Below are 22,683 nucleotides of genomic sequence, written 5' to 3'. Positions count from 1 at the left end.
GTGCGGTACTTTTTTGCGCTTGTCTGAAGCAGAGTAATAAGCAAACGCGAAACATGCCGCCACAAATCGGGCGGCTTTTTTTGTATCCCGGATTCAGACCCGACAGTTGCCGCCCTGAAAAGAAAATTTCCCGACTTTCCTTAAGGAGCAACCTCATGAAACCCGCCGTACACACCGCTTTCGAAACCACCCCTTTACACCGCTGCCGCATGATTGTCGACGGCAATGCCCACCGCACCGACTTGTGCGACGGCACATTACCTGACGCTTCGGAAAACTTAATCAGCGAAGCCATGCTGCCGGCTATCCGCACAGTCTCCACCTTAATCGCTGCCGAACGCCATCGGTTCGACCAAGCCAGTCCTGCCGTCTTCACCGAAGAAGCCGATTTCTTCGCCGCCCGCATTTTGGTTTTGGGCGTGCGCCGCTTCCACCTCGACATCACGCTGACCCCCATGCTCAAAACCGCCAACCAACGTGCACAGGCATTCGCCCGGAAACACAAGCTGCCTTTTGCCCCGGCCGATATGCAGATGTCGCTCCACCCCAACCGTCCGGCCAACCTGCTCATCATCGAAACCGAACACGAGATGGAAAGCAAAGGCAGCATCATCGCCAATACTTTGGCTTTTGCCGCCAAACTGCCCCGTCTGCCTTTGTAAAAATCCGCAGCAAAACTTGATAAATCCCGAATTTACCTTATATTACGGCTCATAATCCGCCTGACGGGTTTTGCCGAACGAATCGGCTCAGACATCAAACAAACCATCTTTATCATGGAACCGACGATGAAAAAACTTATTGCCTTAGCCGTATTATCGACTTTCGCCTTAGCCGCCTGCAAAGACGAAACCCAAGCCAAATTGGAAGAGCAGCAAAAACAAATCGAAGCATTGCAGCAGCAGCTGAGCCAACAGACCAACCAAGCCGCCTCACAAGAAGACAACACCGTTTACCAACTGGCCGAAAACGCCGTCAAAGAAACCATTCCTGCCGAAGCCTTGGCCAACAACGGCAACGGCCAGCCGGTTACCGGCACCGACGGCCAACAATATATTTACGACCAATCCACCGGCAGCTGGCTGCTGCAAAGCCTGATTGGTGCAGCCGCCGGTGCGTTTATCGGCAACGCTTTGGCCAACAAGTTCACCAAAGCCAGCAACCAAAACAGCCCCGTCGCCCAACGTGCGCGCAACAGTTATTACCAAAGCGCGCGTCCGAACACACGTACCAGCCAGCAACTGAACACGCGTTCCGTACCGGCGCAAAACCGTGCCGCCGCCACGCCCAACTACCGCCAGACGCAAGCCGCGCCGTCCAATACCCGCCGCGCCGCACCTGCCCGCCGAGGTTTCGGCCGCCGCCGTTAATCAAACAGGCAACAGGCCGTCTGAATATTCAGACGGCCTTGTTTATTTTTAAAATATATCGACACTTGAAATTGGATTGAATGTATATATTTTAAAGCGGTTCATACCGCCCAAACCATTTATTCCAAACCGACCGCCTTTTCAGTACAATAGGCCGTCTGAAAATTTATTGATTGAGGAAACATCATGAGCAACCATCACAAACTGATTATCTTGGGTTCCGGCCCCGCCGGTTACACCGCCGCCGTTTATGCCGCGCGCGCCAATCTGAATCCGGTGATCATTACCGGTGTCGAGCAAGGCGGCCAGCTGATGACGACGACCGAAGTGGACAACTGGCCGGCCGATGCCCAAGGCGTTCAAGGCCCCGAGCTGATGGCACGTTTCCAAGCCCATGCCGAACGCTTCGGCACGGAAATGATTTTCGACCAAATCCACACCGTCGATTTGCAGAACCGTCCGTTCACACTCAAAGGCGACATGGGCGAATACACTTGCGACGCGCTGATTGTCGCCACCGGCGCATCCGCCAAATACTTGGGCCTGCCGAGCGAAGAGACTTTTGCCGGAAAAGGCGTTTCCGCCTGCGCCACCTGCGACGGTTTCTTCTACCGCAATCAAGACGTGGCCGTGGTCGGCGGCGGCAATACCGCAGTCGAAGAGGCTCTTTACTTGGCCAACATCGCCCAAACCGTTACCCTGATTCACCGCCGCGATACGTTCCGCGCCGAAAAAATCATGATCGACAAGCTGATGAAACGCGTGGAAGAAGGCAAAATCATTCTGAAACTCAATGCCAACTTGGACGAAGTGTTGGGTGACGATACGGGTGTCACCGGTGCGCGTTTGAAACACAACGACGGCACAACCGAAGACATCGCCGTCAAAGGCGTGTTCATCGCCATCGGCCACAAGCCGAACACCGACATTTTCAAAGGCCAATTGGATATGGATGCCACCGGCTACCTGAAAACCAAAGGCGGCAGCGGCGACAACGTCGGCGCGACCAACATCGAAGGCGTTTGGGCGGCCGGCGACGTGAAAGACCATACCTACCGCCAAGCCATCACTAGCGCGGCTTCGGGCTGCCAGGCAGCTTTGGATGCGGAACGCTGGTTGGACAGCCAAAGCCTTTAATCTCTTCTGCCCGGGCCGTCTGAATATTTTCAGACGGCCTCACACCTTTTCAGCTGCTATCCGTCCCATTTCCCTGCTGTTGTCGGCTACACCCTTTCAAAATAGTCCGAGGCCGTCTGAAACCAAATCCGGCGCAATATCTGTCGGGCAACAAAATGCGGTTATAATCAGCATCGTGTTTTAATCCGCCTCCGCCCGATCACGAACCGCTGTCTGCCCACGCAATGATGAACACATAATCGGGCGGGTCAATATTTTTTGTGGAATAATATCCCAATGAAAAAATTCACCACACAAAACCTGAGCGTACAGCTCAACGAAGCACTCGAAGACAAAGAGTTCGTCTCGGTGCTCAATGCCCTTATCCGATTTTTACGCAGCGGCGGCAAAAAATATGCTTCATTGCGGCTGGATTCGCTCATTACCACGCTCAAACAAAATCCCGACTTAGCCCGAAAATTCAGCCAGCGGTTTTACAGCTGGCTGGAAAAAGTACACGTTTACCCCGCCCTCATCAAACTCGGCCTGTTCTCGCGCGACAGCTTTATCCGTGAAATCAGCAGCCGCCTGTACGAACGCTTCAGCCCTTCCTATAAAGATTTCAATAACTTACTGGAAGTTTTCCTTTATCTGTTCCACACCCGGAACGATGAAAAGTGGCTGCAAACCCTCAGCCTGCGCCAATGGCTGGCTTTATACGAAGTGGTGGAAGAACATGCCGACCCGGTTTTGCTGCAAGCCGTCCGACGCAAACTGACCGATTCGCTCTTGCGCTCGATGGAAATGCTCTCGCTGTGGATTGCGTCCGAAGCCATCGAACCTGAACTGGTGCGCATCGCGCCGCGACTGCTGCATTCCGATTCGTCGTTTGTCGCCCTCCAGCGCGAAATGGCCAAGCTGATCGAGCATTACCGCCACGAAACCACACCTTACGACACCGCACACTTGGAAGTGATGTTCGACCAATGCCGCACGCAGATGGACTATCTGGCACGGCGCGGTACCGGCGCAGGCTCGGGTTCGTCGATAAAAGTGGCGCATTTGTTGGAACGCCTGCAGCAGACCCTAGGCCGTCTGAAACTGTTAACCGACATCCAAACCCAGCCGCACCAGCGTATGCGGCTGACCATCGTCTTGATGAATTACCTGACCAATGCCGCCGTCGGCCAATACAGCACGCGCGAACTGCGCCGCAGCAGCATCCGCATGCTCGCGCGCAGCATCACGGAAAACACCAGCAACCACGGCGAACACTACATTACCCGCGACCGTAAGGAATATGTCGGTATGTTTTATTCCGCAGCCGGCGGCGGCGTGCTGATTGCTTTGATGGCATTGAACAAAATCCATATCGGTTCATTGGGCCACGGCGAATTTTTAACATCCGTCCTATCCGGCCTGAATTACGGCATCGGTTTCATGATTATCCACATGCTGCACTTCACCGTCGCGACCAAGCAGCCGGCAATGACGGCCGCCCGTTTCGCCGAAAAAGTCGATTTGAACGAGCGCGGCCGCGCGGTGGACAACAAACTCGCCAAGCTCTTGATTGACGTGTGCCGTTCGCAAAGCGTGGCGGTGTTCGGCAACGTGGTGGTGGCGGTTTTACTGGCAGGCGTGATTTCGGCGGTGTTTATGAGCAGTAAGCAACAGCCTTTGCTCTCCCCCGACAACGTGGCTTACCAACTGAAATCCATCGATATTTTTACCCAGCCGACGCTTTGGTACGCCGCGATTGCCGGCGTGTGGCTGTTTTGCTCCGGCATCATCGCCGGCTTTTTCGACAACCGCTCAGATTATCTTGATTTGCGCAACCGCCTCACCGTCAATCCTTTTCTGCGCAGAATCATGCCGACGGCCTTGCGCACGCGTTTTGCCGGATACATGCACAATCATTACGGTTCGCTGATGGGAAATTTTATCTTCGGTATGCTTTTGGGCATGACCGGATTCTTCGGCCATCTTTTCAACCTGCCGCTCGACATCCGCCACGTGGCTTTCTCTTCCGCCAACTTGGGCTATGCGGCAGTCAGCGGCGACATCGGCCCCACAGCCTTTATCTACGGCATGATCGGCGTGTTGGCCATCGGCAGCGTGAACCTGATCGTCAGCTTTGTCCTGGCTTTGTATGTCGCCCTACGTTCACGCGGAACGGAAATCGGCAGCATTCCGAACCTCATGAAAAACGTGTGGGCGCAAGTCAAAACCAATCCGCTGCAATTGGTCTATCCGGTGCAGATGTCCGGCAACGGCAAAGACGGCGGCGGCGACAAACCAAACTGATGCCCGAAAAATCAGGCAAGAAAAAAGGCCGTCTGAAAGTGCATTGCTTTCAGACGGCCTTTTATACCAAACCTTTTCAAAGTGCCGTTTTCACTTTTGGGCGGATAAACACGGCATCATCGGAACATTCCGGCGGCAGCCCTTTTCCCTGCGGGAAAGAAGCGGAGAAAGAAATTTTGCAAGACCCAAGCCCATTCAAATGGCGGCTGTCGAGACCTTACATCCGTCCCAATTCGCGCTGCAAGGCTTGGATGTTTTGCTGGCGGTCGAGCACCGAGCCTTCCAGATTTTTGATTTGCTGGCGGTCGATGGTGCCGCCTTTGACCGCACGCGCCTGCGCGAGAGATTTTTGCGCTTCCGACAAAGCCTTGCGCTCGTTGCTCAATTCGGTTTCCAAAATGGCCCGTCGGCTGTTGGCGGCGGCAGGTTTCGGGGCGGGCGCAGGTGCGGCGGCAGATGCCGTCGGGCGGATGGGCGCAACAGGTGCTTTGGCTTTGGCTTTCGCTTTGGCAGGACTGCGTTTGACTGCCGTTTTGGTTTCCTTGCGTTGCGACTGCGGCTCGGCGGCCAATTCGGGCGCATCGTAACGGGCGCTGCTGTAGCGGCCTATCGGCGGCAGTTCGGGCGCGTTGCAGGCACCCGACGGCCGCGAGGTATATACGACCGTACCGTTGATTTCGCAAGTATAGATTTTTCCGGCTTCTGCGGTCAGGGCTGAGACAGTCAAAACCGCGGCAAATGTGTTTAAAACGAAGTATTTCATGTTTGTTCTGATACGCCGTCCCGTCTTTTTAAGACGGCATGGCGGCTGGTTTCAAGTGAGTGGGACAATGTGCTGAAAGCCGCCGGATAAGCCGGTATCGCATTTTTCGCATTTGGAAATATGCGCAACAACTTTTCAGACGGCCTTTTTATTATATTGTCAAACGGTTCAGGCAAACTCGGCATCAATCTGCGCCAGAATTTCTTCCAACTCTTCCTGCCAGAGCAGCCAGTTTTCTTCCAATTCGTTTAATTTTACTTTAGTTTCAGCCAATTGCGTGAGTGTTTCCTGCAATTTGGTTTTGTTTTCATCGGAATACGCGGATTCTTGTGCCAAAAATGCTTCACAGGCCGTCTGAATTTCGGTCAGCTTGGCGATTTCCTTTTCCGCCTTATCGATTTTCTGCTGAACCGGTTTGCCGCGCTTGGCCTTTTCCTGACGGATTTGCGCTTCGATGCGCTTGGTGTCTTTGCGGTTTTGCGACTGGACGGATGCCGCAGGGGCGGCAGCGGCATTTTCCTGCGCCAAACGCCATTGGCGGTAATCGTTCAAATCGCCGTCAAACGGTTTCAGACGGCCTTTGTCGATTAATAAGAAACCGTCGGTGGTCGCTTCGAGCAAACTTCGGTCGTGCGACACGACAATCAATGCGCCTTGGAAACTCTGCAAAGCCAAAGTCAAAGCATGGCGCATGTCCAAATCCAAATGGTTGGTCGGCTCGTCAAGCAAAAGCAGGTTCGGCTTCTGCCACACAATCATCGCCAAAGCCAACCGCGCTTTTTCTCCGCCGGAAAACGGCTCGATTTTCTGCAAAGCCATGTCGCCGACAAAGTTGAAACCGCCCAGAAAATTGCGGATTTCCTGTTCGCGCACTTCGGGCGAAAGCTGCTGGATATGCCAAACCGGGCTTTGGTCGTCACGCAAGGTGTCGAGCTGGTGTTGCGCAAAATAGCCGATATTGAGCTTGTCCGAACGCACAATCTGGCCGGAAAGCAGATCCAGTTCGCCCGCCAATGCCTTGATAAACGTGGATTTACCGCTGCCGTTCACCCCCAGCAGGCCATAGCGCGCCCCGCTTTCCAGCGACAGGTTCAAATCGTGCAGCACCACATTACCGCCATAGCCCAAATCCGCTTTGTCCAGTTTCAACAATGGATTGGGCAGATGCGCCGGACTTTCGAATGCAAACGCAAATTCGCTGTCCAGATGCGCGGGGGCGATGCGCTCGAGTTTTGCCAAAGCTTTCATGCGGCTTTGCGCCTGCGTGGCTTTGGTGGCCTTGGCTTTGAAGCGGTCGATAAACGACTGCAGATGCTTGATCTGCGTCTGCTGCTTCACATAAGCGGCCTGCTGCTGCGCCAAACGCCGGGCGCGCTCGTTTTGGTAGAAATCGTAATTGCCGCCGTATTGGGTCAATTTCTGATTCGCCAACTCAACCGTTTGCGTGGTGGTGGCATTGAGAAAATCACGGTCGTGCGAAATGATGATTTGCGTACACGGCAGATTGGCGAGATGGTTTTCCAGCCACAACACGGTTTCCAAATCCAAATGGTTAGTCGGCTCGTCAAGCAAAAGCAAGTCGGCGCGGCACATCAAAGCCTGCGCCAGATTCAGCCGCATCCGCCAGCCGCCGGAAAAGGCTTTGACCGGCTTGGCATGTTCTTCTTGGGAAAAGCCCAAACCGCTCAACAATTTGGCCGCACGCGCGGGCGCGGTGTAGGCATCGATTTCTTCCAATTTGGCATGATACTCCGCCTGCTTCATACCGTCGTTTTGCGCTTCGGCTTGGCTTAAGGCCGTCTGAAACATTTGCAGTTCGGCATCGCCCTGCAACACATAATCGATTGCCGACGTTTCCAATGCCGGCGTTTCCTGCGCCACAGCCGCCAGCTTCCATGTGCGCGGAATCAGCACATCGCCGCCGTCCGGCGCGATTTCGCCTTTTAAGAGCGCAAACAGACTGGATTTGCCCGTGCCGTTTTTCCCAATTAAGCCCACGCGCTGATTGGGGTTGACGGTGACACAGGCTTTATCCAGCAACACTTTCAGACCGCGCTGTAAGGTAAGGTTTTTTAATTCGATCATGGCAGACTCGGGAAATGGTGGCTGATGGCAAAGGCGGCATTTTACCTGAAAACCGTACAAAAAGGCCGTCTGAAAAAAGTTTTCAGACGGCCTTTCGGACTCAAAAATCAGGCGATTTCAAGCCACATGACTTGGTACGGACGCAATTCCACATCCTGATTCAGCTTGACGGTTTCGCCGCTGATTAAATCTTTCGCCTGATGCGGCATCGCCTGCAAGGCGTGGGCACCGACGGTTTGCGGGAATTCGCTGAAGTTGGCAAAGGCCAAAAGCGCATTGTTGCGGATGTAGCCGATGACGTGTTTGTTGTGGGTGTAGAAAGTCACCAGACGGCCGCCGTCGAAACGCGGATTGTTTTGACGGATGTCGATCATATGCCGCAGGCCTTGGTAGATTTGGCCGGCGGTGGTCGAAGCGTCGTGGCGTTGGTTGTAGAGTTCTTCGTTGTAACGCGGACGGTGCGCCCAGCGACTGTCGTCGCGTTTGTTTTCGTCGTTCGCCCAATCCGTGTCGTTCAAGGTGCCGACTTCGTCGCCCAGGTAAATCAGCGGCAGACCGCCGGTACTCATCACGATGCTATACAGCAGTTTCAGGCGGTCGACGGCGAACGGGTCGTTTTGCGCCAAGCCGACCAAAGCCGCCGCGGTACCGCTGACGCGGCAGTCGCCGGTGGTCGGGTTGTATTGGAACGGTTCGCCTCGGGCGAAGCTGCCGTCGTAATGGTTGACGAAGAAACGGTTGAGGAACTGGCGGTGGTCGTAGCCGTAAATGCCGAATTGGCCGGCGTCTTCGTCGGCAAAGGTCCAGCCGATGTCGTCATGGCTGCGCACGTAGTTCACCCAGGCGGTATGTTCGGGCAGGTTGTGGCGGTAGGTCAGCGCATGGTGCAGCAGGTTGACTTCGCGCGTGGCCAAGGTGTTCCACAATAAAGCCATCTGCAACGGGTTGTAACCGATTTGGCACTCGTTTTGGCCGATATACTGCACCACTTCGTCAGGGTGGACGATGGCTTCGGATTTGAAGAACACGCCCGGCGCGGCGATGCGCATCACGGCATTGAACGCGCGGATCAGCGCGTGCGCCTGCGGCAGGCTTTCGCAGGTCGTACCCATCTGTTTCCAAATAAAGGCCACCGCGTCCATGCGCAGGATGTCCACGCCCAAATTGGCCAGGAACATCATTTCCCCGGCCATGGCGTTAAAGACCCACGGATTGCTGTAGTTCAAATCCCATTGGAAGGAATTGAAGGTTGTCCACACCCAGCGGCCGTCTGAAAGTTGCGAGAAGCCGCCCGGATGCTGGTCGGGGAAAATTTCACGCAAGGTACGGTCGTATTGGTCGGGCATCCAGCGGTCGGGGAAAATATAGTAGAAATTGTCGAACAGCGGATTGCCGGCTGCGCATTCCACCGCCCAATGATGCTCGTTGGAAGTGTGGTTGAAAATGAAATCCACCACCACGGAAATGCCCTCTTCGTGCAGAGCGGCAATCACTTCGCGCAAATCGTCAATCGTACCCAAAGCCGGGTTCACATCGCGGTAGCTGCTCACGGCATAGCCGCCGTCGCTCTTGCCTTCGGGACATTTGAACAGCGGCATCAGGTGCAGATAAGTCAGCCCGAGTTCTTTGAAATACGGGATTTTCGCTTTCAAACCCTGCAAATCGCCGGCGAACAAATCGACGTAACACACGCCGCCGACCTGCTTGTTCGACAGAATCCAATCGGGATCGGCTTCGCGTGCGGCATCGGTCTGCTTCAGCGGTTTGCTGCGTTGAGAATAGCTTTGCCAAGATTGTGTAATCAATTGCTCCAGCATGGGCAAAACGGCTTCGTTGCTGCCGTAAACATTATCCAATTCATACATCAGTTTCGGGAAATGGACTTGCAGGCGTTCGCTGAATTGCTTCCAGTCTGCCGAATTTTTGATGCTGCCGCGTTTTTGCGGGGTGTAATCCGCCAAAACGTGTTCTTTGAGGTGTTGCAGGGTCAAATCGACCTGTTGGGCTTGGGTCAGCATGATGGCTACTCCGATTGATTTTGGTAAGAATATCAAAAGACTTGAGTTATCAGGAAAATTTCCGGTTTTTATGGCTTTGTAAAAGCATCATACTTCAACTCATTGTCCGTGCCTAGAGTGTTTTATCAGGGGCATTTTCCTGTTTTGCAGCGGTTTTCAGACGGCCTTTCGCAATGATGTCCGTTTTGATGTGATGCGCTTGGGTTTCATGATGTCCGGGTTTGGACACCGGCGGATTTTAAAGCGTTTTTCATGCCGGGTTTGCCGTCATATTGTTTGACATAAATCAATGGCCGTCTGAAAAAATATTTCAGACGGCCATTGCCGTTTCATTTCTGTTTCGGTCGGAATGCTTTGCTGACGGATTCGTCGGTTTCGATAAACGCACCGCCGATTAAATCGACGCAATACGGAACCGCGCTGAATAAGCCGTGTACTTTAATCTCTCCGTTTCCGCCGCGCACGCCGCCGAGCGTTTCGGCAATGGCTTTCGGCCTGCCGGGAAGATTGACGATTAAGGTTTTGCCGCGGATACCGGCGGTTTGGCGCGACAAAATGGCGGTCGGCACGTAATACAGGCTGATTTGGCGCATTTGCTCGCCGAAGCCCGGCATTTCTTTGTCCACCACCTTGAGCGTGGCTTCGGGCGTCACATCGCGCGGAGACGGGCCGGTGCCGCCGGTGGTGAACACGATGTCGCACTGCTCTTCATCGGCCATTTTTTTCAGGGTATTTTCGATTTCGCCCTGCTCGTCGGGAATCAGCGCCTCGACAAAGCGGATGGGATTTTTCATGGCACTTTGCAGCCAGTTTTTCAACGCGGGGATGCCTTCGTCGGCATACACGCCGCTGCTGGCGCGGTCGCTGGTAGAAACCAAACCGATGGTTACGGCGGCTAAAGCTGAATCAGTCATGTTACACTTTCTTTTTAAGACAGGCCGTCTGAAAATTTTCAGACGGCCTGAAAATACTTTACAAATCCACCAGCAGGCGGCGGATTTTTTCGATGGACTGATGCGAATCAATCACGCAACCGTCCTGGCTTGCGCCCTCACCGATGCAGCTCATGCCGATGATGCCGCAAAAATGCACGTAGTTCATCTCCAACTCACGCGCCAGAATCGCTTCGGGCATACCGGTCATGCCCAACACATCCACACCGTCCCGGCGGTAGCGGTTGATTTCGGCACGCGTCGGCCAGCGCGGGCCTTGCAGGCAGCCGTATACGGCTTTGCGGTAAACCGGCGTATCGTGGGCTTGCGCGTGGGCAATCAGTTTCGCCTGCAGGCTTTGGGTATAGGGCGAACTGAAATCGGTATGCACCACCGGTTTCTCCTGCCCTTCGAAAAAAGTCGCGCCGCGCGCATGGGTGTAATCAATCAAATCATGCGGCATCACCAAACTGCCGCTTTCCAAGGCTTCGTTGATGCTGATGACGGACGACACGGAAATAATGTCTTCCGCACCGATGGAATGCAGCGCCCAGATATTGGCGCGGTAGTTGATTTCGTGCGGCGCGATGGTGTGACCGAAACCGTGGCGCGCCAAAAACACGATGTCCTGGCTGCCCAACTTACCGAACAGCAACGGGCTGCTGGTCAAACCGTAAGGCGTGCGCACAATCCGCCGGTCGGTGATGCTCAATTGGGGCAGCTTGGTAAAGCCGCTTCCGCCGATAACTGCCAGCATGATGTCCTCCTCTTGATTTTAAGCCGCTCCAGCTTAACGGGTATCGTTTGAAAATGCAATAAAAGGCCGTCTGAAAACGGTTGTTTGCATTTCAGACGGCCTGCTCCGGTGCATCATTTATGTTTGTAGAAACGGCTGTCGAAGTAAGCCGCCACCCCTTCGCGTACCAGCACCAAAGTTACGGCAGCCAGCGGCAAACCGATTAACATGCCGACAAAACCCATCAGCTGGCCGAACGCCATCAAGGCGAAGATGACCCAGAAAGGCGACAGGCCGATGCGGTCGCCGACGATTTTCGGGGTAATGAAAAAGCTCTCCAAAAACTGGCCGATACCGAAAACGCCCCACACCATCAGAACACCCGTCCACGAAGGGAACTGCAACACGGCGGCAATGGTGGCCAGCAACAGGCCGGTAAACGCGCCCAAATAAGGTACGAACACCAAAATGCCGGCAATCATACCGATGGCGAAGCCCGAATCCAAGCCCACCAGCATCAGGCCGATGCCGTAAATCAAGCCCATAATCAGCATGACCATCAACTGTCCGCGTAAAAACTCGCCCAGCACACGGTCCATATTACTGGTAATACGGGTATAACCATCAATAAAACGGCGGGGAACCAACGCATTGATGCCGTAAGACCAGCGTTTCCAGTCGAGCAGGAAGTAATACAGCAAAAACGGCAGCAGCATCAGGTTCGTCAAACCGGCCACCACATTGCCGCTTTGCTTCATCACAGTCGACATCACGGTTTTCAGCGTATTGCTCAATTCACCCATGTGCGACTGCAACCACGCCACAATCGATTCATTATCGATGTCGATAAAATCTCCGCCTACCCGGTTCAACCAAGGCAGCAGCACGTTTTGCAGGAAGTCCACAATCTGCGGCAGCCGGTCAATCAGATTACCCACCTGGGCAATCAGCATCGGCACAATAATCAGCAGCAGGGCAAACAAAACCAGCAGAGCCAGAATCATCACCATCATTGAGGCGATACCGCGTTTGAAACGTTTGCGCTGCAGCCATTCCACAAGCGGATTGAGCACATAGGCCAACACCGCCGCTACAATAAACGGCGTAAGGATATTGCCCAGCGCATAAAACAGCCACACCATAAAACACAACACGGCCGCCATCACAATCCACGGCTTGTAACCGCGCTTTTTCTTTTGATACATCGGTTTTGACCCGTTCAAAAATTTTCAGACGGCCTAAAGTATAGCAGAGGCCATCTGAAGGCAGAATAAAGAAACGACAAGTTTCAGACGGCCTGAAACCTGTTTATCGGACACACAAATTTTTCACGCCGCACACACGCCAAGTTACGCAAAATAAGGTAAAATACTGCGCTATTCTTACCGTCCCACCCACACAAGGAATCCCGCATGAGCACTTCATTAAGCTACCGCGACGCAGGTGTCGACATCGACGCAGGCGACCGACTGGTCGAAAACATCAAACCCTTTGCCAAACGCACCATGCGTCCCGAAGTGTTGGGGGATTTGGGCGGCTTCGGCGCATTGGTCGAAATCAGCAAAAAATACCGAAACCCCGTATTGGTTTCCGGCACCGACGGCGTGGGCACCAAGCTGAAACTGGCGTTCGATTGGGACAAACACGATACCGTCGGCATCGACTTGGTGGCCATGAGCGTGAACGATATTCTGGTTCAGGGCGCGGAACCTTTGTTTTTCCTGGACTATTTCGCCTGCGGCAAACTAGATGTCGCCCGCGCCACCGACGTGATTAAAGGCATCGCGCAGGGCTGCGAAGAGTCGGGCTGTGCCTTAATCGGCGGAGAAACGGCGGAAATGCCGGGCATGTACCCCGAAGGCGAATATGATTTGGCGGGCTTTGCCGTGGGCGTAGTGGAAAAAGACCAAGTGATTAACGGCCGCAGCATTGTGGCCGGCGACGTGGTGCTGGGCTTGGCTTCCAACGGCGCACATTCCAACGGCTATTCATTGGTGCGCAAAATCATCGCACGCGACAATCCCGATTTAGATGCCGAATTCGACAACGGCAAAACCCTGCGCGAAGCCGTTATCGCCCCCACCCGCCTGTATGTAAAACCGATTTTGGCCGCACTGAAACAGTTTGAAATCAAAGGCATGGCGCACATTACCGGCGGCGGCATCACCGAAAACGTACCGCGCGTTTTGCCGGAAAACACCGTTGCACAAATCGATGCGAAATCTTGGGAAATGCCGAAACTGTTCCAATGGCTGCAACAGGCGGGTAATGTCGAGCAGCAAGAAGTGTACCGCACGTTCAACTGCGGCATCGGCATGGTGGTGATTGTGTCTGCCGAAACCGCCGACGCGGTGCAGAAATTCTTGACCGAACAAGGCGAAACGGTTTACCGCTTGGGCGCAATCCGCGAACGCAACGGCGACGAACATCAAACGCAGGTTGCGTGAACCTTCCTCATTCGCCTAAATTGAACCTTTCCTATTTTCGCAAATAAAATAAATAAGATTTTTATTAGAACTGAAAAAAGGCCGTCTGAAAAAATATTTTTCAGACGGCCTTATCTTTTTTATTGGTTTGCAAATATCACCATCTTCTTAACCGTCAAAATATACATTTTATATAAAAACCAATGTCATCATTAAATTACGTTTTTATAAGTAAAGGAATGCATACAATTAATTTATATTTATCATATGACATAACAATTATAATTTTAATATAATTATCTGTTAAATATTTTTATTTATATTATTCTTAATATTATAACTAATTTTTATCATATAAATTTATATTTTATTTATTTATCATTTTTTATAAATAGAATTTATATTTATTTTAACTAAATTATTTTTTACGTTTATGTTCTTTACAAAGAGAAAAAATGTCAATAACATTTTAAATAGAGTAGATACTTAAATGTCACTCAAATTTACATAATTTTTTAATAATCTTTATGTTTAATTCACTGAGAAATATTACAGCTAGCAATTATCAATACCCCCTATCAAATGATTTTACCTTGACTGCGAAAAGGAGTGTACAAAATGAACCATACTTACAAAACAATATATGACTCAACGAAAGGGACATATGTCGCTGTTGCGGAGATAGCCAAAAGCCGGACAAAATCAGGAAGCTCAATCAAAAAAATAGCTTTATGCTTGGCACTATCAACACTCCCTGCCATAAGCAGTGCCGATACCATAACCATCGAAGGGGATTATGTCCGGACGGCTGTCAGTGATCAAGGAACATTGGGGTCTAATGGCGCTAATCCTCCCGGTATGCAATATGACAAAAACGGTACCCGAAATTTCGGTATCGATGATTATCTGACTCCAGGCACACCGTTTCAAATCTTCAGCGTCAAAACCAATGAAACCGGGCTACAAACTAATAACAATACTGGCAGCCAGGCTATCAGTACAGTTTCCGGCCCTACCGATACCAGTACCGGTACAGTATCATCTGCCACTTGGTCTGGTAAGCATTTAGATTATTACACGGTCAAAAATGATTATAGTGTTGATAAAACCGAACAAGGCATCCGTGTGGAAACGACGCTGACCGCCAGCCAAGATTTGACCGGTGTGAAATTTGCCACGGCACTCGACCCTGATCCTGATGTAAATACTTACCATTCATACCATACCACGAATGGGCGCGGAACCAGCAAATTTGCAGCCAGCGATTGGGTACATTCACTAGGTAAGCAAACCGGTTTGCCCGTAGGTATTTACAGCACCTCTGCTTATACGCATAACACCGGCGTATCCAGCGGCTGGTCGACTGATCCTGATTTCTATCTCTCCGGCAAAATGGACGGCGATGGCGACTACACCATCGGCATGGGCTTTGATATCGGTACACTCAACCGCGGTAAAAGTGCCAATTTGGTGTATTACTATCTGATGGGTGAGAAATTGGATGATGTAGTTGCTCCACCTTCTTCCAAACCAAGTACCCCCTCTGCAAAATCCAATATTGACTTAAGAAAGCCCTATTACGAAGGTTATCAATTAGGTATCACGGTCAATCCGGTATTTGAAGGCGGTACATTGAATACCGACAAAGCCGGTATGTATGCGTCCAATTTCACCATCAACAAGCTCGGCGGTAAAATTAATACGGCCGGCAATATCTCCCGCTTTACGGGTATTTTTTCCAATTTCGACAGTTCCGACAGCGGTGACTTCACTGTTAAAGATGATGTCGGTGGAGGTTCGGTAACATTTGAAGCACCTAATAGCTATAGCGGTAAAACCATTATCGACGGCACTACTTTGGCATTAAGTAAGACAGGCAGTATTGCTTCCAGCCGCGGTGTGGATTTAACAAAAAGCTCATCTGTTTTTGACGTATCTGGCGTAACCGGTTCGGCCAGTACGATACAAAATCTGAACGGCATCAGTGGTAGTACCGTTCAAACAGGTGAAACCGTATTAACCGCCGGCACAGTAGAAAACACTGAATTCGCCGGCAGCTTTACCGGTAACGGCGGGTATATTAAGGCCGGTAGCGGTCGTATGCTGTTAAGCGGCGACAGCAACGGTTTTACCGGTGTCAATAGTGTGAACGGCGGCGAGCTCCGTGTGAACGGTATACTGGGCGGCCGTTCTCTGAATATTGCATCAGATACGGTATTGAGCGGTAAAGGAACGGTAGGCGGTACAGTTACAGCCCAATCTGGCTCAAATATTTCCCCAGGATCAGACAGTCAAGATACTTTGACATTATCCGGCAATCTTGAAGCACTGACAGGCAGCTCTTTATCGCTGCAAACCACATTAGGTGGAGATGACAGCTCGACAGACCGTCTGGCGGTAACAGGTAACACATCCGGTAACGCTGTTGTCAAGGTCAGCAATATGGGGGGCAACGGTGCCAAAACTAAAGAAGGCATCAAAGTGATTGATGTCGATGGTTCGTCTGATGCCGTTTTTACCATGTCTCAACCTCTGACCGTAGATTCTTATGAATACCGCCTAGTGAAAAACGGCTTGGCTACTCCGACCGACGGCGACTGGTATCTTCGCAACACTTATCGTTCAGGCATAGCCAACTATTTGGTTGCAGCTGCGGCCAATACCTCAGGTAGTTTTGAACTGTTATCCACCATGCATCAACGTAACGGCACACTAAAATCCGGTGCGTCCGATACACAAGAAACTTGGGCACGCTTGATAGGAAGCCGCGATACGCTAAAAGGCAGCAATCAGTTTGAATACAAACAAAATCTATGGGGTATGCAAATCGGTAAAGACTTATGGCGCAGCGGAGGCGATAACCGCAGCCGTTTCGGGCTTAGTCTGCAATACCTGCGCGGCGATGCCGACGCTTATGACAATGACCGTCGAAATGTCGGTTTAAGTACGGCTACAGGTAAAGTTAAGTCACATACCGGCGGTATCGGCATTTATCATACTGCCGTAGGAAAACAAGATTGGTATGTAGATACGGTTGCCCAAGTAAACCGCATCAGCAATACCCTGACCGACACCGAAAACCGCTCTTCCAAGTTCAAGGGCACTCAAGTCGGCTTATCGGTTGAAGCAGGTAAAGCCTTCGCACTGTCGGAAAGCTGGAAAATCGAGCCTCAAGCACAATTGTCCTATCTTTATACCCGCTACAGCAAAACACATGACAATTTTGCCAATGTCAAAGTACATAACCCCGACAGTCTGCGGTTACGTTTGGGAACTCGCGTGAACAAACATATTACAGCCGCCAATAAAGATATGGACTTCTATGCCCTTGCCAATCTGCAACACGAATTTAACAGCACCAATAAAGCCACCTTTAACCACGCAAGCGGTAATGCTTTAACGGTGGATGAAAAATTCAAACGCAGCGGTATTGAAGCAGGCATGGGTATGCAGGTGAAAGTAGGCTCCGACAGCCATCTGTACAGCGACCTGCGCCACCTGCACCTGTTTGGCAACAAAGGCCATGAAACCCGTTTTAACGTTGGTCTTAAAACCAAGTTCTAATTTTTGAACGCCACGGATTCGCATTGCAAGTACGACACTTGGGATGCGAATCCGTTTTTTCAGATACAATTGCGCTCAAACATTCCTCCAAATAATTTATTCGTGAATCACCTCAAACAGCGTTTCTACATAAATCGCAACCGCATCAATAAACCACAAGATCACGGATTTAAAGGCCGTCTGAAAATTTCAGACGGCCTTGCTTTAAGAGTCGATACTGCCCCAATATATCTCGCCCTTATGCGGCAATTTCATATTCGGCAGCCAAAACGGTTTACCTTGCCAACCTTTCTCCGTACCTGTCACCTGATAAAGAGTTAACAGAAAACCTTCAGGCAGGAGTGCGCATCAAGGCCGTACCTCGTCACAACAAAATCATTACGCTTGCAAAATGGCTGGAAATCAAACCCGATGAATTGGTATAGCTTAGAAATAAAAGACGAAATTGAAGCCAAGAAAGCCAAGTGGGAAGAAAGCATAGGCTATCAAGAGCGTGAATTATTTGAAATTTTTCTTAACCTGCCTGCACCGCAACGGAAAATTGTTCGCAAAGTTATTTTGGCTTTCGGTAAGGCTTACAACAGATAGAAACAACAAAAAAGGCCGTCTGAAAAATATTTTTCAGACGGCCTTCTACTGCTTAATCAACAATCAAGCCAATTCTTTGCGCAGTTTCTCGGTCACGTTCATCATTACCTGCAGCTGCTCGACGGTTTCTTTCCAACCCCGTGTTTTCAAACCGCAATCGGGGTTGACCCACAGGCGTTCGACAGGGACGACTTCGATGGCCTTGCGCAATAAATGCTCCACTTCGGCTTCGGTCGGTACGCGCGGGCTGTGGATGTCGTACACGCCCGGGCCGATGTCGTTCGGATATTTGAATTCGCCGAACGCGGTCAGCAATTCCATGTCGGAACGCGAAGTCTCAATGGTAATCACGTCGGCGTCCATACCGGCGATCGCGGGCAGAATGTCGTTGAATTCTGAATAACACATATGGGTGTGGATTTGGGTGCTGTCTTCGCAACCGCTTGACGACAGGCGGAAGGCTTCGCCGGCCCAGGCCAAGTATGCGTCCCAATCGGCGCGTTTGAGCGGCAGGCCCTCGCGGATGGCCGGTTCGTCGATTTGGATAATCTTGATGCCGGCTTTTTCCAAATCCAATACTTCATCATTTAAGGCCAAGGCGATTTGTCTGCACACGGTGCTGCGCGGAATGTCGTTGCGCACGAATGACCATTGCAGAATCGTTACCGGGCCGGTGAGCATGCCTTTCATCGGGCGTTTGGTCAGGGTTTGGGCATAGGTTGACCAAGCGACGGTCATGGCGTTCGGGCGGCTGACATCGCCGTAAATCACAGGGGGCTTCACGCAGCGGCTGCCGTAGCTTTGCACCCAGCCGTATTGCGTGAAGGCAAAGCCGCTCAGCAATTCGCCGAAATATTCCACCATGTCGTTACGCTCGGCTTCGCCGTGTACCAACACGTCAAGGTTGAGTTTTTCCTGCTCTTCCACCACCAGCGCGATTTCTTTTTTCATCGCGGCTTCGTAGTCGGCGGCTGAGAGTTCGCCTTTTTTGAACGCGGCACGCGCTTGGCGGATTTCGGTGGTTTGCGGGAACGAACCGATGTTGGTGGTCGGCAGCAACGGCAGATTCAGCCAAGCCTGCTGCGCTTTGATGCGCTCGGCAAACGGCGATTTGCGCTGATCGGCACCTTCGGGCAGGTCGGCCAAACGTTTGGCGACTTCGGCGCGGTGGATTTCGCTGCTGTTGGCGCGTGAATCAGCAGCGGCCTGACTGTCGGCCAATTCGGCGGCAACCGCTTCGCGGCCTTGGTTCAACGCGGTTTTCAATACGCGCAATTCTTGGGTTTTCTGCAAAGTGAAGGCCAACCATGAGAACAAGGCAGGTTTGTCGGCTTTCAGTTTTTCTTCCACCGATAAATCATATGGCGTGTGCAGCAGCGAACAAGAGCTGGAAATCCACAAACGCTCGCCCAATTTGGCTTTCAGCGGCTCAATGGTATCCAACACCTTGTTCAGATTCGCGCGCCAGATGTTGCGGCCGTCAATCACGCCGGCAGACAACACTTTGTCGTAATCGGCAAACGCGTCCAGCTGCTCGGGCGCACGCACCAAATCAATGTGCAAACCGTCAACCGGCAAGGCTTTCAGACGGCCTGCATGTTCGGCCACCGAACCGAAATAAGTGCTCAACAGGATTTTGGCGTTCACTTGACCCAAAACAGCATAGGCCGTCTGAAAAGCGTCCAGCCATGCTTGCGGCAGGTCAACCGTCAGCGCAGGTTCGTCGATCTGAATCCATTCGGCACCGGCAGCCGCCAGCTCGGTCAGGATTTCCACATAAACCGGCAGCAATTTAGGCAGCAGGCTCAAGCGGTCGAATTCGGTTGCGCCTTTTTCTTTGCCAATCCAAAGGAAGGTCAGCGGGCCGACAATGGTCGGTTTGGCTTTGTAACCCAAAGCCTGCGCTTCTTTCAGCTGCTGAACGTAATGCGCGGCATTGGCTTTGAATTCGGTATCGGCGTGGAATTCGGGTACCAAATAATGATAGTTGGTGTCGAACCATTTGGTCATTTCGATGGCAAACTGGTCTTTGTTGCCGCGCGCCAGTTGGAAATATTGTTCCAACGTCAGGTTTTGGCTGTCAAAACCGAAACGCGCCGGAATCGAACCGGTGGCTACCTGCAAATCCAAGATATGGTCGTAAAACGTGAAATCGGCCACCGCCACAAAATCCGCATCGGCTTCGGCTTGGTGTTTCCAGTTTTTTTCACGCAAGGTTTTCGCCACTTCGAGCAACTCCTGTTCGCTCACTTCTTTGCGCCAGTATTTTTCCTGCGCAAACTTCAATTCGCGGAATGCGCCGACGCGCGGAAAACCTGAAAAATGTAATGTCGCCATGTGCTCTCTCCTGTTTCGTCTATTCAAAGTTAAAAAATCGGGTTAAGGCCGTCTGAAAAATGTTGAAGCCTTGCAGGTCGGGTTAAAAACCCAACGCTGAAATTTTAAGATTTTGCTGGGTGTACAACCCAACCTACCGCTGTATGCAATAATCAAGCGGTTTGCGACAACGGGCGCACGCCCAAAGTGTGGCAAATCGCATAAGTCAATTCGCTGCGGTTAAGCGTATAAAAGTGGAAATCCTTCACCCCCTCGCGCGACAACACTTTCACCATATCGATGGCAATGCTCGCCGCCACCAGATTGCGCGTACCCTGATCGTCGTCCAAACCGTCATACATACGCGCCAGCCAGTTCGGAATCTTCACATTGGTTACTTGCGCCATCTTGCCCAGCTGTTTGAAATTCGTTACCGGCAAAATCCCCGGCACGATTTCCGCGTCAATCCCCACGGTCACGCAGCGGTCGCGGAAACGCAGATAGCTTTCCACATCAAAGAAAAACTGGGTAATCACATGATTCGCGCCCGCATCGATTTTTCGTTTCAGATTAATCAAATCCGCCTGCGCCGATTTTGCCTCAGGATGCACTTCCGGATAGGCCGCCACCGAAATATCGAAATCGGCCACCGAACGCAGCACCTTCACCAAATCCTCCGCATAAAACGGCTTTTTCGCATAACCCGCCGGCTCGTCGCCGCGCAGAGCCACGATGCGGCGGATACCGCTGTCCCAATAATCTTGCGCAATCCGTTTCAATTCCTCAGGAGAGGCATCGATACCCGTCAGATGCGGCGCAGCCTCCAAACCCGTCTGCTGCTTGATGTTTTTCACAATCCCGTGCGTGCGGTCACGCTCACCCGAATTGGCACCGTAAGTCACCGACACAAATTTCGGATGCAGCGTTTTCAAACGGTAAATCGAATCCCACAGCATCGTTTCCATCTGCTCGTTTTTAGGCGGAAAAAATTCGAACGACACATTGATGTCGCCTTTCAAATCGCACAAACTGTTGTTCAGCGCATTAATTTCTTTTGCGTAGCTCATGTCTTCTACCTCTTTGGCAATGGTGCTGCGTTTCTGTTTACGCCATCTTATTTTTTTCACAATCATGAGTCAATTTCAAAATTTTCAGATTAATCATGAATTATTTTAATAAAAAATAACAGGAAGATTTTTTGTGATTCGGATTTAATCTTTTTATTTCAAACCAATAAAAAGGCCGTCTGAAAATTTTCAGACGGCCTCAACCCACTTCAAAACCTATTTCAACCATTTGCCGAATAAAGATTCAAACACACCCTTTTCCTGCTTCAACACAGGCCGGCTGCGGCATTTCGGACATTGCCCGCACGACGGAATCTTGTCGGAACGAATCAAATAATCCGCTTTCCAACCGCATTGCCCGCATCTCCAGCGTAAAGGATATTTAGGAGGAAGCGGCATCGTTTACTCCTTGATATAAGGATAAAACGGCTTGCCCCAATCATGCTGCGCATTTTGCTGCATGATCATCAAAACCAGCGGAATCAAGCCCGACAAAACCGCACAGGCATCGCGCAACTGCTCGCGGTTGGCGCGGCTTTCAAATGTCGCTCCGCCGTGTACCAACTGGTTACGCAGCGTGTACAGGCGATCGAACACCACCAGCAGCACCATATCCGTATCCTGGGCAACCAAGGCCGTCTGAACTTTTTTCTTCGCCTGTTGAAAACTTTCCTGCCATGCAGATTCGCTGATTTTACCGTTGTGAAAATCCCAAAACGGCTGAAACGCAAAACGGTTGTCCAACAACACCCGAATACTGCCCGAAAACGTCTGCCACACCAAACGGTAAACCGACTTATCCTTATCCAACCGGCACACCGTTTGCAGAAATTCACGGAAATCACCGCGGTCACCCGACATCGCACGCCCGTCGATTTCACGCGCATAAGCCGCATTAAACGCAATCCAAAGCGTAATAAAGCGCGTATCCAAATCCTCCGCCGCCTCCGCACGTTTCAACCAGCTTAAAGCACGGTGCAGACGCAGACGGAGAGATTCGGGGTAGGTATCTCGGTGTTGGTGGTAGTGTTGGGCTACTTCATTTAATTCCATAAACTGCTCCTTTGAGTAATTTCGTCATTCAGAAGCATTACGTTGCAATTCACGGCAAATAGATTCATTGATTTTAATGAAATCCTGCCAAGCTATTTTTTCACTTAAATATTTCACATAAAAATCTTCTACACGACAAATCAAAGGACGAGTTTCGTAAATCGTACATAATTTACTTTGCTCATCAAAATACTGACAAATGCCATCGCCCCTATCTAAAAAAGCGGTTTGTTCACTTTGATTGACACGACGACAGCATTCGCCACATGCATTACAGGAAAAAGAAGAAAAATGGTGCAACATAAAAATACAATATGGATAAAGGCCACCTGAAAATTCTCAGGC

The 22,683-nt window shown here is 51.3% G+C and carries 17 protein-coding genes; 7 read left to right on the top strand and 10 right to left on the bottom strand.

The features are described from left to right. Positions 1-155: 155 nt before the first annotated feature. The 4 genes from ACM67E_RS04580 (at position 156) to ACM67E_RS04565 (ending at position 4,790) form a co-directional block, all read left to right on the top strand. A complete protein-coding gene (locus ACM67E_RS04580) occupies positions 156-662 on the top strand; it encodes a hypothetical protein (protein WP_416192433.1) in 507 nt (168 codons plus the stop codon). Positions 663-788: 126 nt separating this feature from the next. Beyond that, a complete protein-coding gene (locus ACM67E_RS04575; protein ID WP_416192432.1) occupies positions 789-1,370 on the top strand; it encodes a hypothetical protein in 582 nt (193 codons plus the stop codon). A 186-nt stretch (positions 1,371-1,556) separates the two neighbouring features. Next, on the top strand, positions 1,557-2,507 hold the full coding sequence (trxB, locus tag ACM67E_RS04570; RefSeq protein WP_416192431.1) for a thioredoxin-disulfide reductase: 951 nt from the start codon (positions 1,557-1,559) through the stop codon (positions 2,505-2,507). Positions 2,508-2,783: 276 nt separating this feature from the next. Then, positions 2,784-4,790 (top strand): site-specific recombinase, encoded by a 2,007-nt coding sequence (locus tag ACM67E_RS04565; protein ID WP_416192430.1) that lies wholly within the window; start codon positions 2,784-2,786, stop codon positions 4,788-4,790. 217 nt (positions 4,791-5,007) lie between these two features. Here the strand turns inward: ACM67E_RS04565 and ACM67E_RS04560 are convergent, their stop codons facing one another. The 6 genes from ACM67E_RS04560 to ACM67E_RS04535 all read right to left on the bottom strand — a co-directional run bounded on the left by ACM67E_RS04560 (position 5,008) and on the right by ACM67E_RS04535 (position 12,529). Further along, positions 5,008-5,553: a hypothetical protein gene (locus ACM67E_RS04560; protein ID WP_416192429.1), complete on the bottom strand. Its 546-nt coding sequence runs from the start codon at positions 5,551-5,553 to the stop codon at positions 5,008-5,010. Positions 5,554-5,721: 168 nt separating this feature from the next. Beyond that, positions 5,722-7,638 (bottom strand): ATP-binding cassette domain-containing protein, encoded by a 1,917-nt coding sequence (locus ACM67E_RS04555; protein ID WP_416192428.1) that lies wholly within the window; start codon positions 7,636-7,638, stop codon positions 5,722-5,724. A gap of 107 nt (positions 7,639-7,745) precedes the next feature. Beyond that, the gene (locus tag ACM67E_RS04550; protein ID WP_416192427.1) at positions 7,746-9,656 is read right to left on the bottom strand and encodes an alpha-amylase family protein; all 1,911 of its coding nucleotides are present in this window, start codon (positions 9,654-9,656) and stop codon (positions 7,746-7,748) included. A gap of 329 nt (positions 9,657-9,985) precedes the next feature. Continuing rightward, entirely contained in the window at positions 9,986-10,570 is a 585-nt protein-coding gene (gene mog / locus ACM67E_RS04545) for a molybdopterin adenylyltransferase (RefSeq protein WP_416192426.1), read from the bottom strand. Between the two features lie 58 nt (positions 10,571-10,628). Beyond that, positions 10,629-11,345 carry an S-methyl-5'-thioinosine phosphorylase gene (locus ACM67E_RS04540; RefSeq protein WP_416192425.1) on the bottom strand — a complete coding sequence of 239 codons (717 nt, stop codon included), beginning with the start codon at positions 11,343-11,345 and terminating at the stop codon, positions 10,629-10,631. 113 nt (positions 11,346-11,458) lie between these two features. Next, the gene (locus ACM67E_RS04535) at positions 11,459-12,529 is read right to left on the bottom strand and encodes an AI-2E family transporter (protein WP_416192424.1); all 1,071 of its coding nucleotides are present in this window, start codon (positions 12,527-12,529) and stop codon (positions 11,459-11,461) included. Positions 12,530-12,736: 207 nt separating this feature from the next. Here ACM67E_RS04535 and purM point away from each other — a divergent pair, with 207 nt between their 5' ends. The 3 genes from purM to ACM67E_RS04520 all read left to right on the top strand — a co-directional run bounded on the left by purM (position 12,737) and on the right by ACM67E_RS04520 (position 17,902). Then, the gene (gene purM / locus ACM67E_RS04530) at positions 12,737-13,771 is read left to right on the top strand and encodes a phosphoribosylformylglycinamidine cyclo-ligase (RefSeq protein ID WP_416192423.1); all 1,035 of its coding nucleotides are present in this window, start codon (positions 12,737-12,739) and stop codon (positions 13,769-13,771) included. 597 nt (positions 13,772-14,368) lie between these two features. After that, the gene (locus tag ACM67E_RS04525) at positions 14,369-17,314 is read left to right on the top strand and encodes an autotransporter outer membrane beta-barrel domain-containing protein (RefSeq protein WP_416192422.1); all 2,946 of its coding nucleotides are present in this window, start codon (positions 14,369-14,371) and stop codon (positions 17,312-17,314) included. Positions 17,315-17,725: 411 nt separating this feature from the next. Continuing rightward, entirely contained in the window at positions 17,726-17,902 is a 177-nt protein-coding gene (locus ACM67E_RS04520) for a hypothetical protein (protein WP_416192421.1), read from the top strand. Positions 17,903-17,965: 63 nt separating this feature from the next. On the opposite strand, the gene metE is transcribed toward ACM67E_RS04520, so the two are convergent. The 4 genes from metE to ACM67E_RS04500 all read right to left on the bottom strand — a co-directional run bounded on the left by metE (position 17,966) and on the right by ACM67E_RS04500 (position 22,641). Beyond that, a complete protein-coding gene (gene metE, locus ACM67E_RS04515) occupies positions 17,966-20,239 on the bottom strand; it encodes a 5-methyltetrahydropteroyltriglutamate--homocysteine S-methyltransferase (RefSeq protein ID WP_416192420.1) in 2,274 nt (757 codons plus the stop codon). Positions 20,240-20,391: 152 nt separating this feature from the next. Beyond that, positions 20,392-21,285: a methylenetetrahydrofolate reductase gene (gene metF, locus ACM67E_RS04510; RefSeq protein WP_416192736.1), complete on the bottom strand. Its 894-nt coding sequence runs from the start codon at positions 21,283-21,285 to the stop codon at positions 20,392-20,394. A gap of 402 nt (positions 21,286-21,687) precedes the next feature. Then, positions 21,688-22,338 (bottom strand): hypothetical protein, encoded by a 651-nt coding sequence (locus ACM67E_RS04505; protein WP_416192419.1) that lies wholly within the window; start codon positions 22,336-22,338, stop codon positions 21,688-21,690. Positions 22,339-22,362: 24 nt separating this feature from the next. Next, positions 22,363-22,641, bottom strand: coding sequence for a YkgJ family cysteine cluster protein (locus ACM67E_RS04500; RefSeq protein ID WP_416192418.1), 279 nt, complete (start codon positions 22,639-22,641; stop codon positions 22,363-22,365). Positions 22,642-22,683 lie beyond the last annotated feature (42 nt).

Origin of the sequence: Neisseria sp. CCUG12390, from assembly GCF_047837985.1 — a bacterium.
Taxonomy (GTDB): domain Bacteria; phylum Pseudomonadota; class Gammaproteobacteria; order Burkholderiales; family Neisseriaceae; genus Neisseria.
Note: the sequence above shows the minus strand (reverse complement) of the source record. Positions and strands in the feature narration are given on the sequence as shown.

What these genes read in the sequence shown, in the direction of transcription:
- ACM67E_RS04580 (WP_416192433.1), top strand. Translation starts at nt 156, where the DNA reads ATGAAACCCGCCGTACACACCGCTTTCGAAACCACCCCTTTACACCGC.
- ACM67E_RS04575 (WP_416192432.1), top strand. Translation starts at nt 789, where the DNA reads ATGAAAAAACTTATTGCCTTAGCCGTATTATCGACTTTCGCCTTAGCC.
- trxB (WP_416192431.1), top strand. Translation starts at nt 1,557, where the DNA reads ATGAGCAACCATCACAAACTGATTATCTTGGGTTCCGGCCCCGCCGGT.
- ACM67E_RS04565 (WP_416192430.1), top strand. Translation starts at nt 2,784, where the DNA reads ATGAAAAAATTCACCACACAAAACCTGAGCGTACAGCTCAACGAAGCA.
- ACM67E_RS04560 (WP_416192429.1), bottom strand. Translation starts at nt 5,553, where the DNA reads ATGAAATACTTCGTTTTAAACACATTTGCCGCGGTTTTGACTGTCTCA.
- ACM67E_RS04555 (WP_416192428.1), bottom strand. Translation starts at nt 7,638, where the DNA reads ATGATCGAATTAAAAAACCTTACCTTACAGCGCGGTCTGAAAGTGTTG.
- ACM67E_RS04550 (WP_416192427.1), bottom strand. Translation starts at nt 9,656, where the DNA reads ATGCTGACCCAAGCCCAACAGGTCGATTTGACCCTGCAACACCTCAAA.
- mog (WP_416192426.1), bottom strand. Translation starts at nt 10,570, where the DNA reads ATGACTGATTCAGCTTTAGCCGCCGTAACCATCGGTTTGGTTTCTACC.
- ACM67E_RS04540 (WP_416192425.1), bottom strand. Translation starts at nt 11,345, where the DNA reads ATGCTGGCAGTTATCGGCGGAAGCGGCTTTACCAAGCTGCCCCAATTG.
- ACM67E_RS04535 (WP_416192424.1), bottom strand. Translation starts at nt 12,529, where the DNA reads ATGTATCAAAAGAAAAAGCGCGGTTACAAGCCGTGGATTGTGATGGCG.
- purM (WP_416192423.1), top strand. Translation starts at nt 12,737, where the DNA reads ATGAGCACTTCATTAAGCTACCGCGACGCAGGTGTCGACATCGACGCA.
- ACM67E_RS04525 (WP_416192422.1), top strand. Translation starts at nt 14,369, where the DNA reads ATGAACCATACTTACAAAACAATATATGACTCAACGAAAGGGACATAT.
- ACM67E_RS04520 (WP_416192421.1), top strand. Translation starts at nt 17,726, where the DNA reads ATGAATTGGTATAGCTTAGAAATAAAAGACGAAATTGAAGCCAAGAAA.
- metE (WP_416192420.1), bottom strand. Translation starts at nt 20,239, where the DNA reads ATGGCGACATTACATTTTTCAGGTTTTCCGCGCGTCGGCGCATTCCGC.
- metF (WP_416192736.1), bottom strand. Translation starts at nt 21,285, where the DNA reads ATGAGCTACGCAAAAGAAATTAATGCGCTGAACAACAGTTTGTGCGAT.
- ACM67E_RS04505 (WP_416192419.1), bottom strand. Translation starts at nt 22,338, where the DNA reads ATGGAATTAAATGAAGTAGCCCAACACTACCACCAACACCGAGATACC.
- ACM67E_RS04500 (WP_416192418.1), bottom strand. Translation starts at nt 22,641, where the DNA reads ATGTTGCACCATTTTTCTTCTTTTTCCTGTAATGCATGTGGCGAATGC.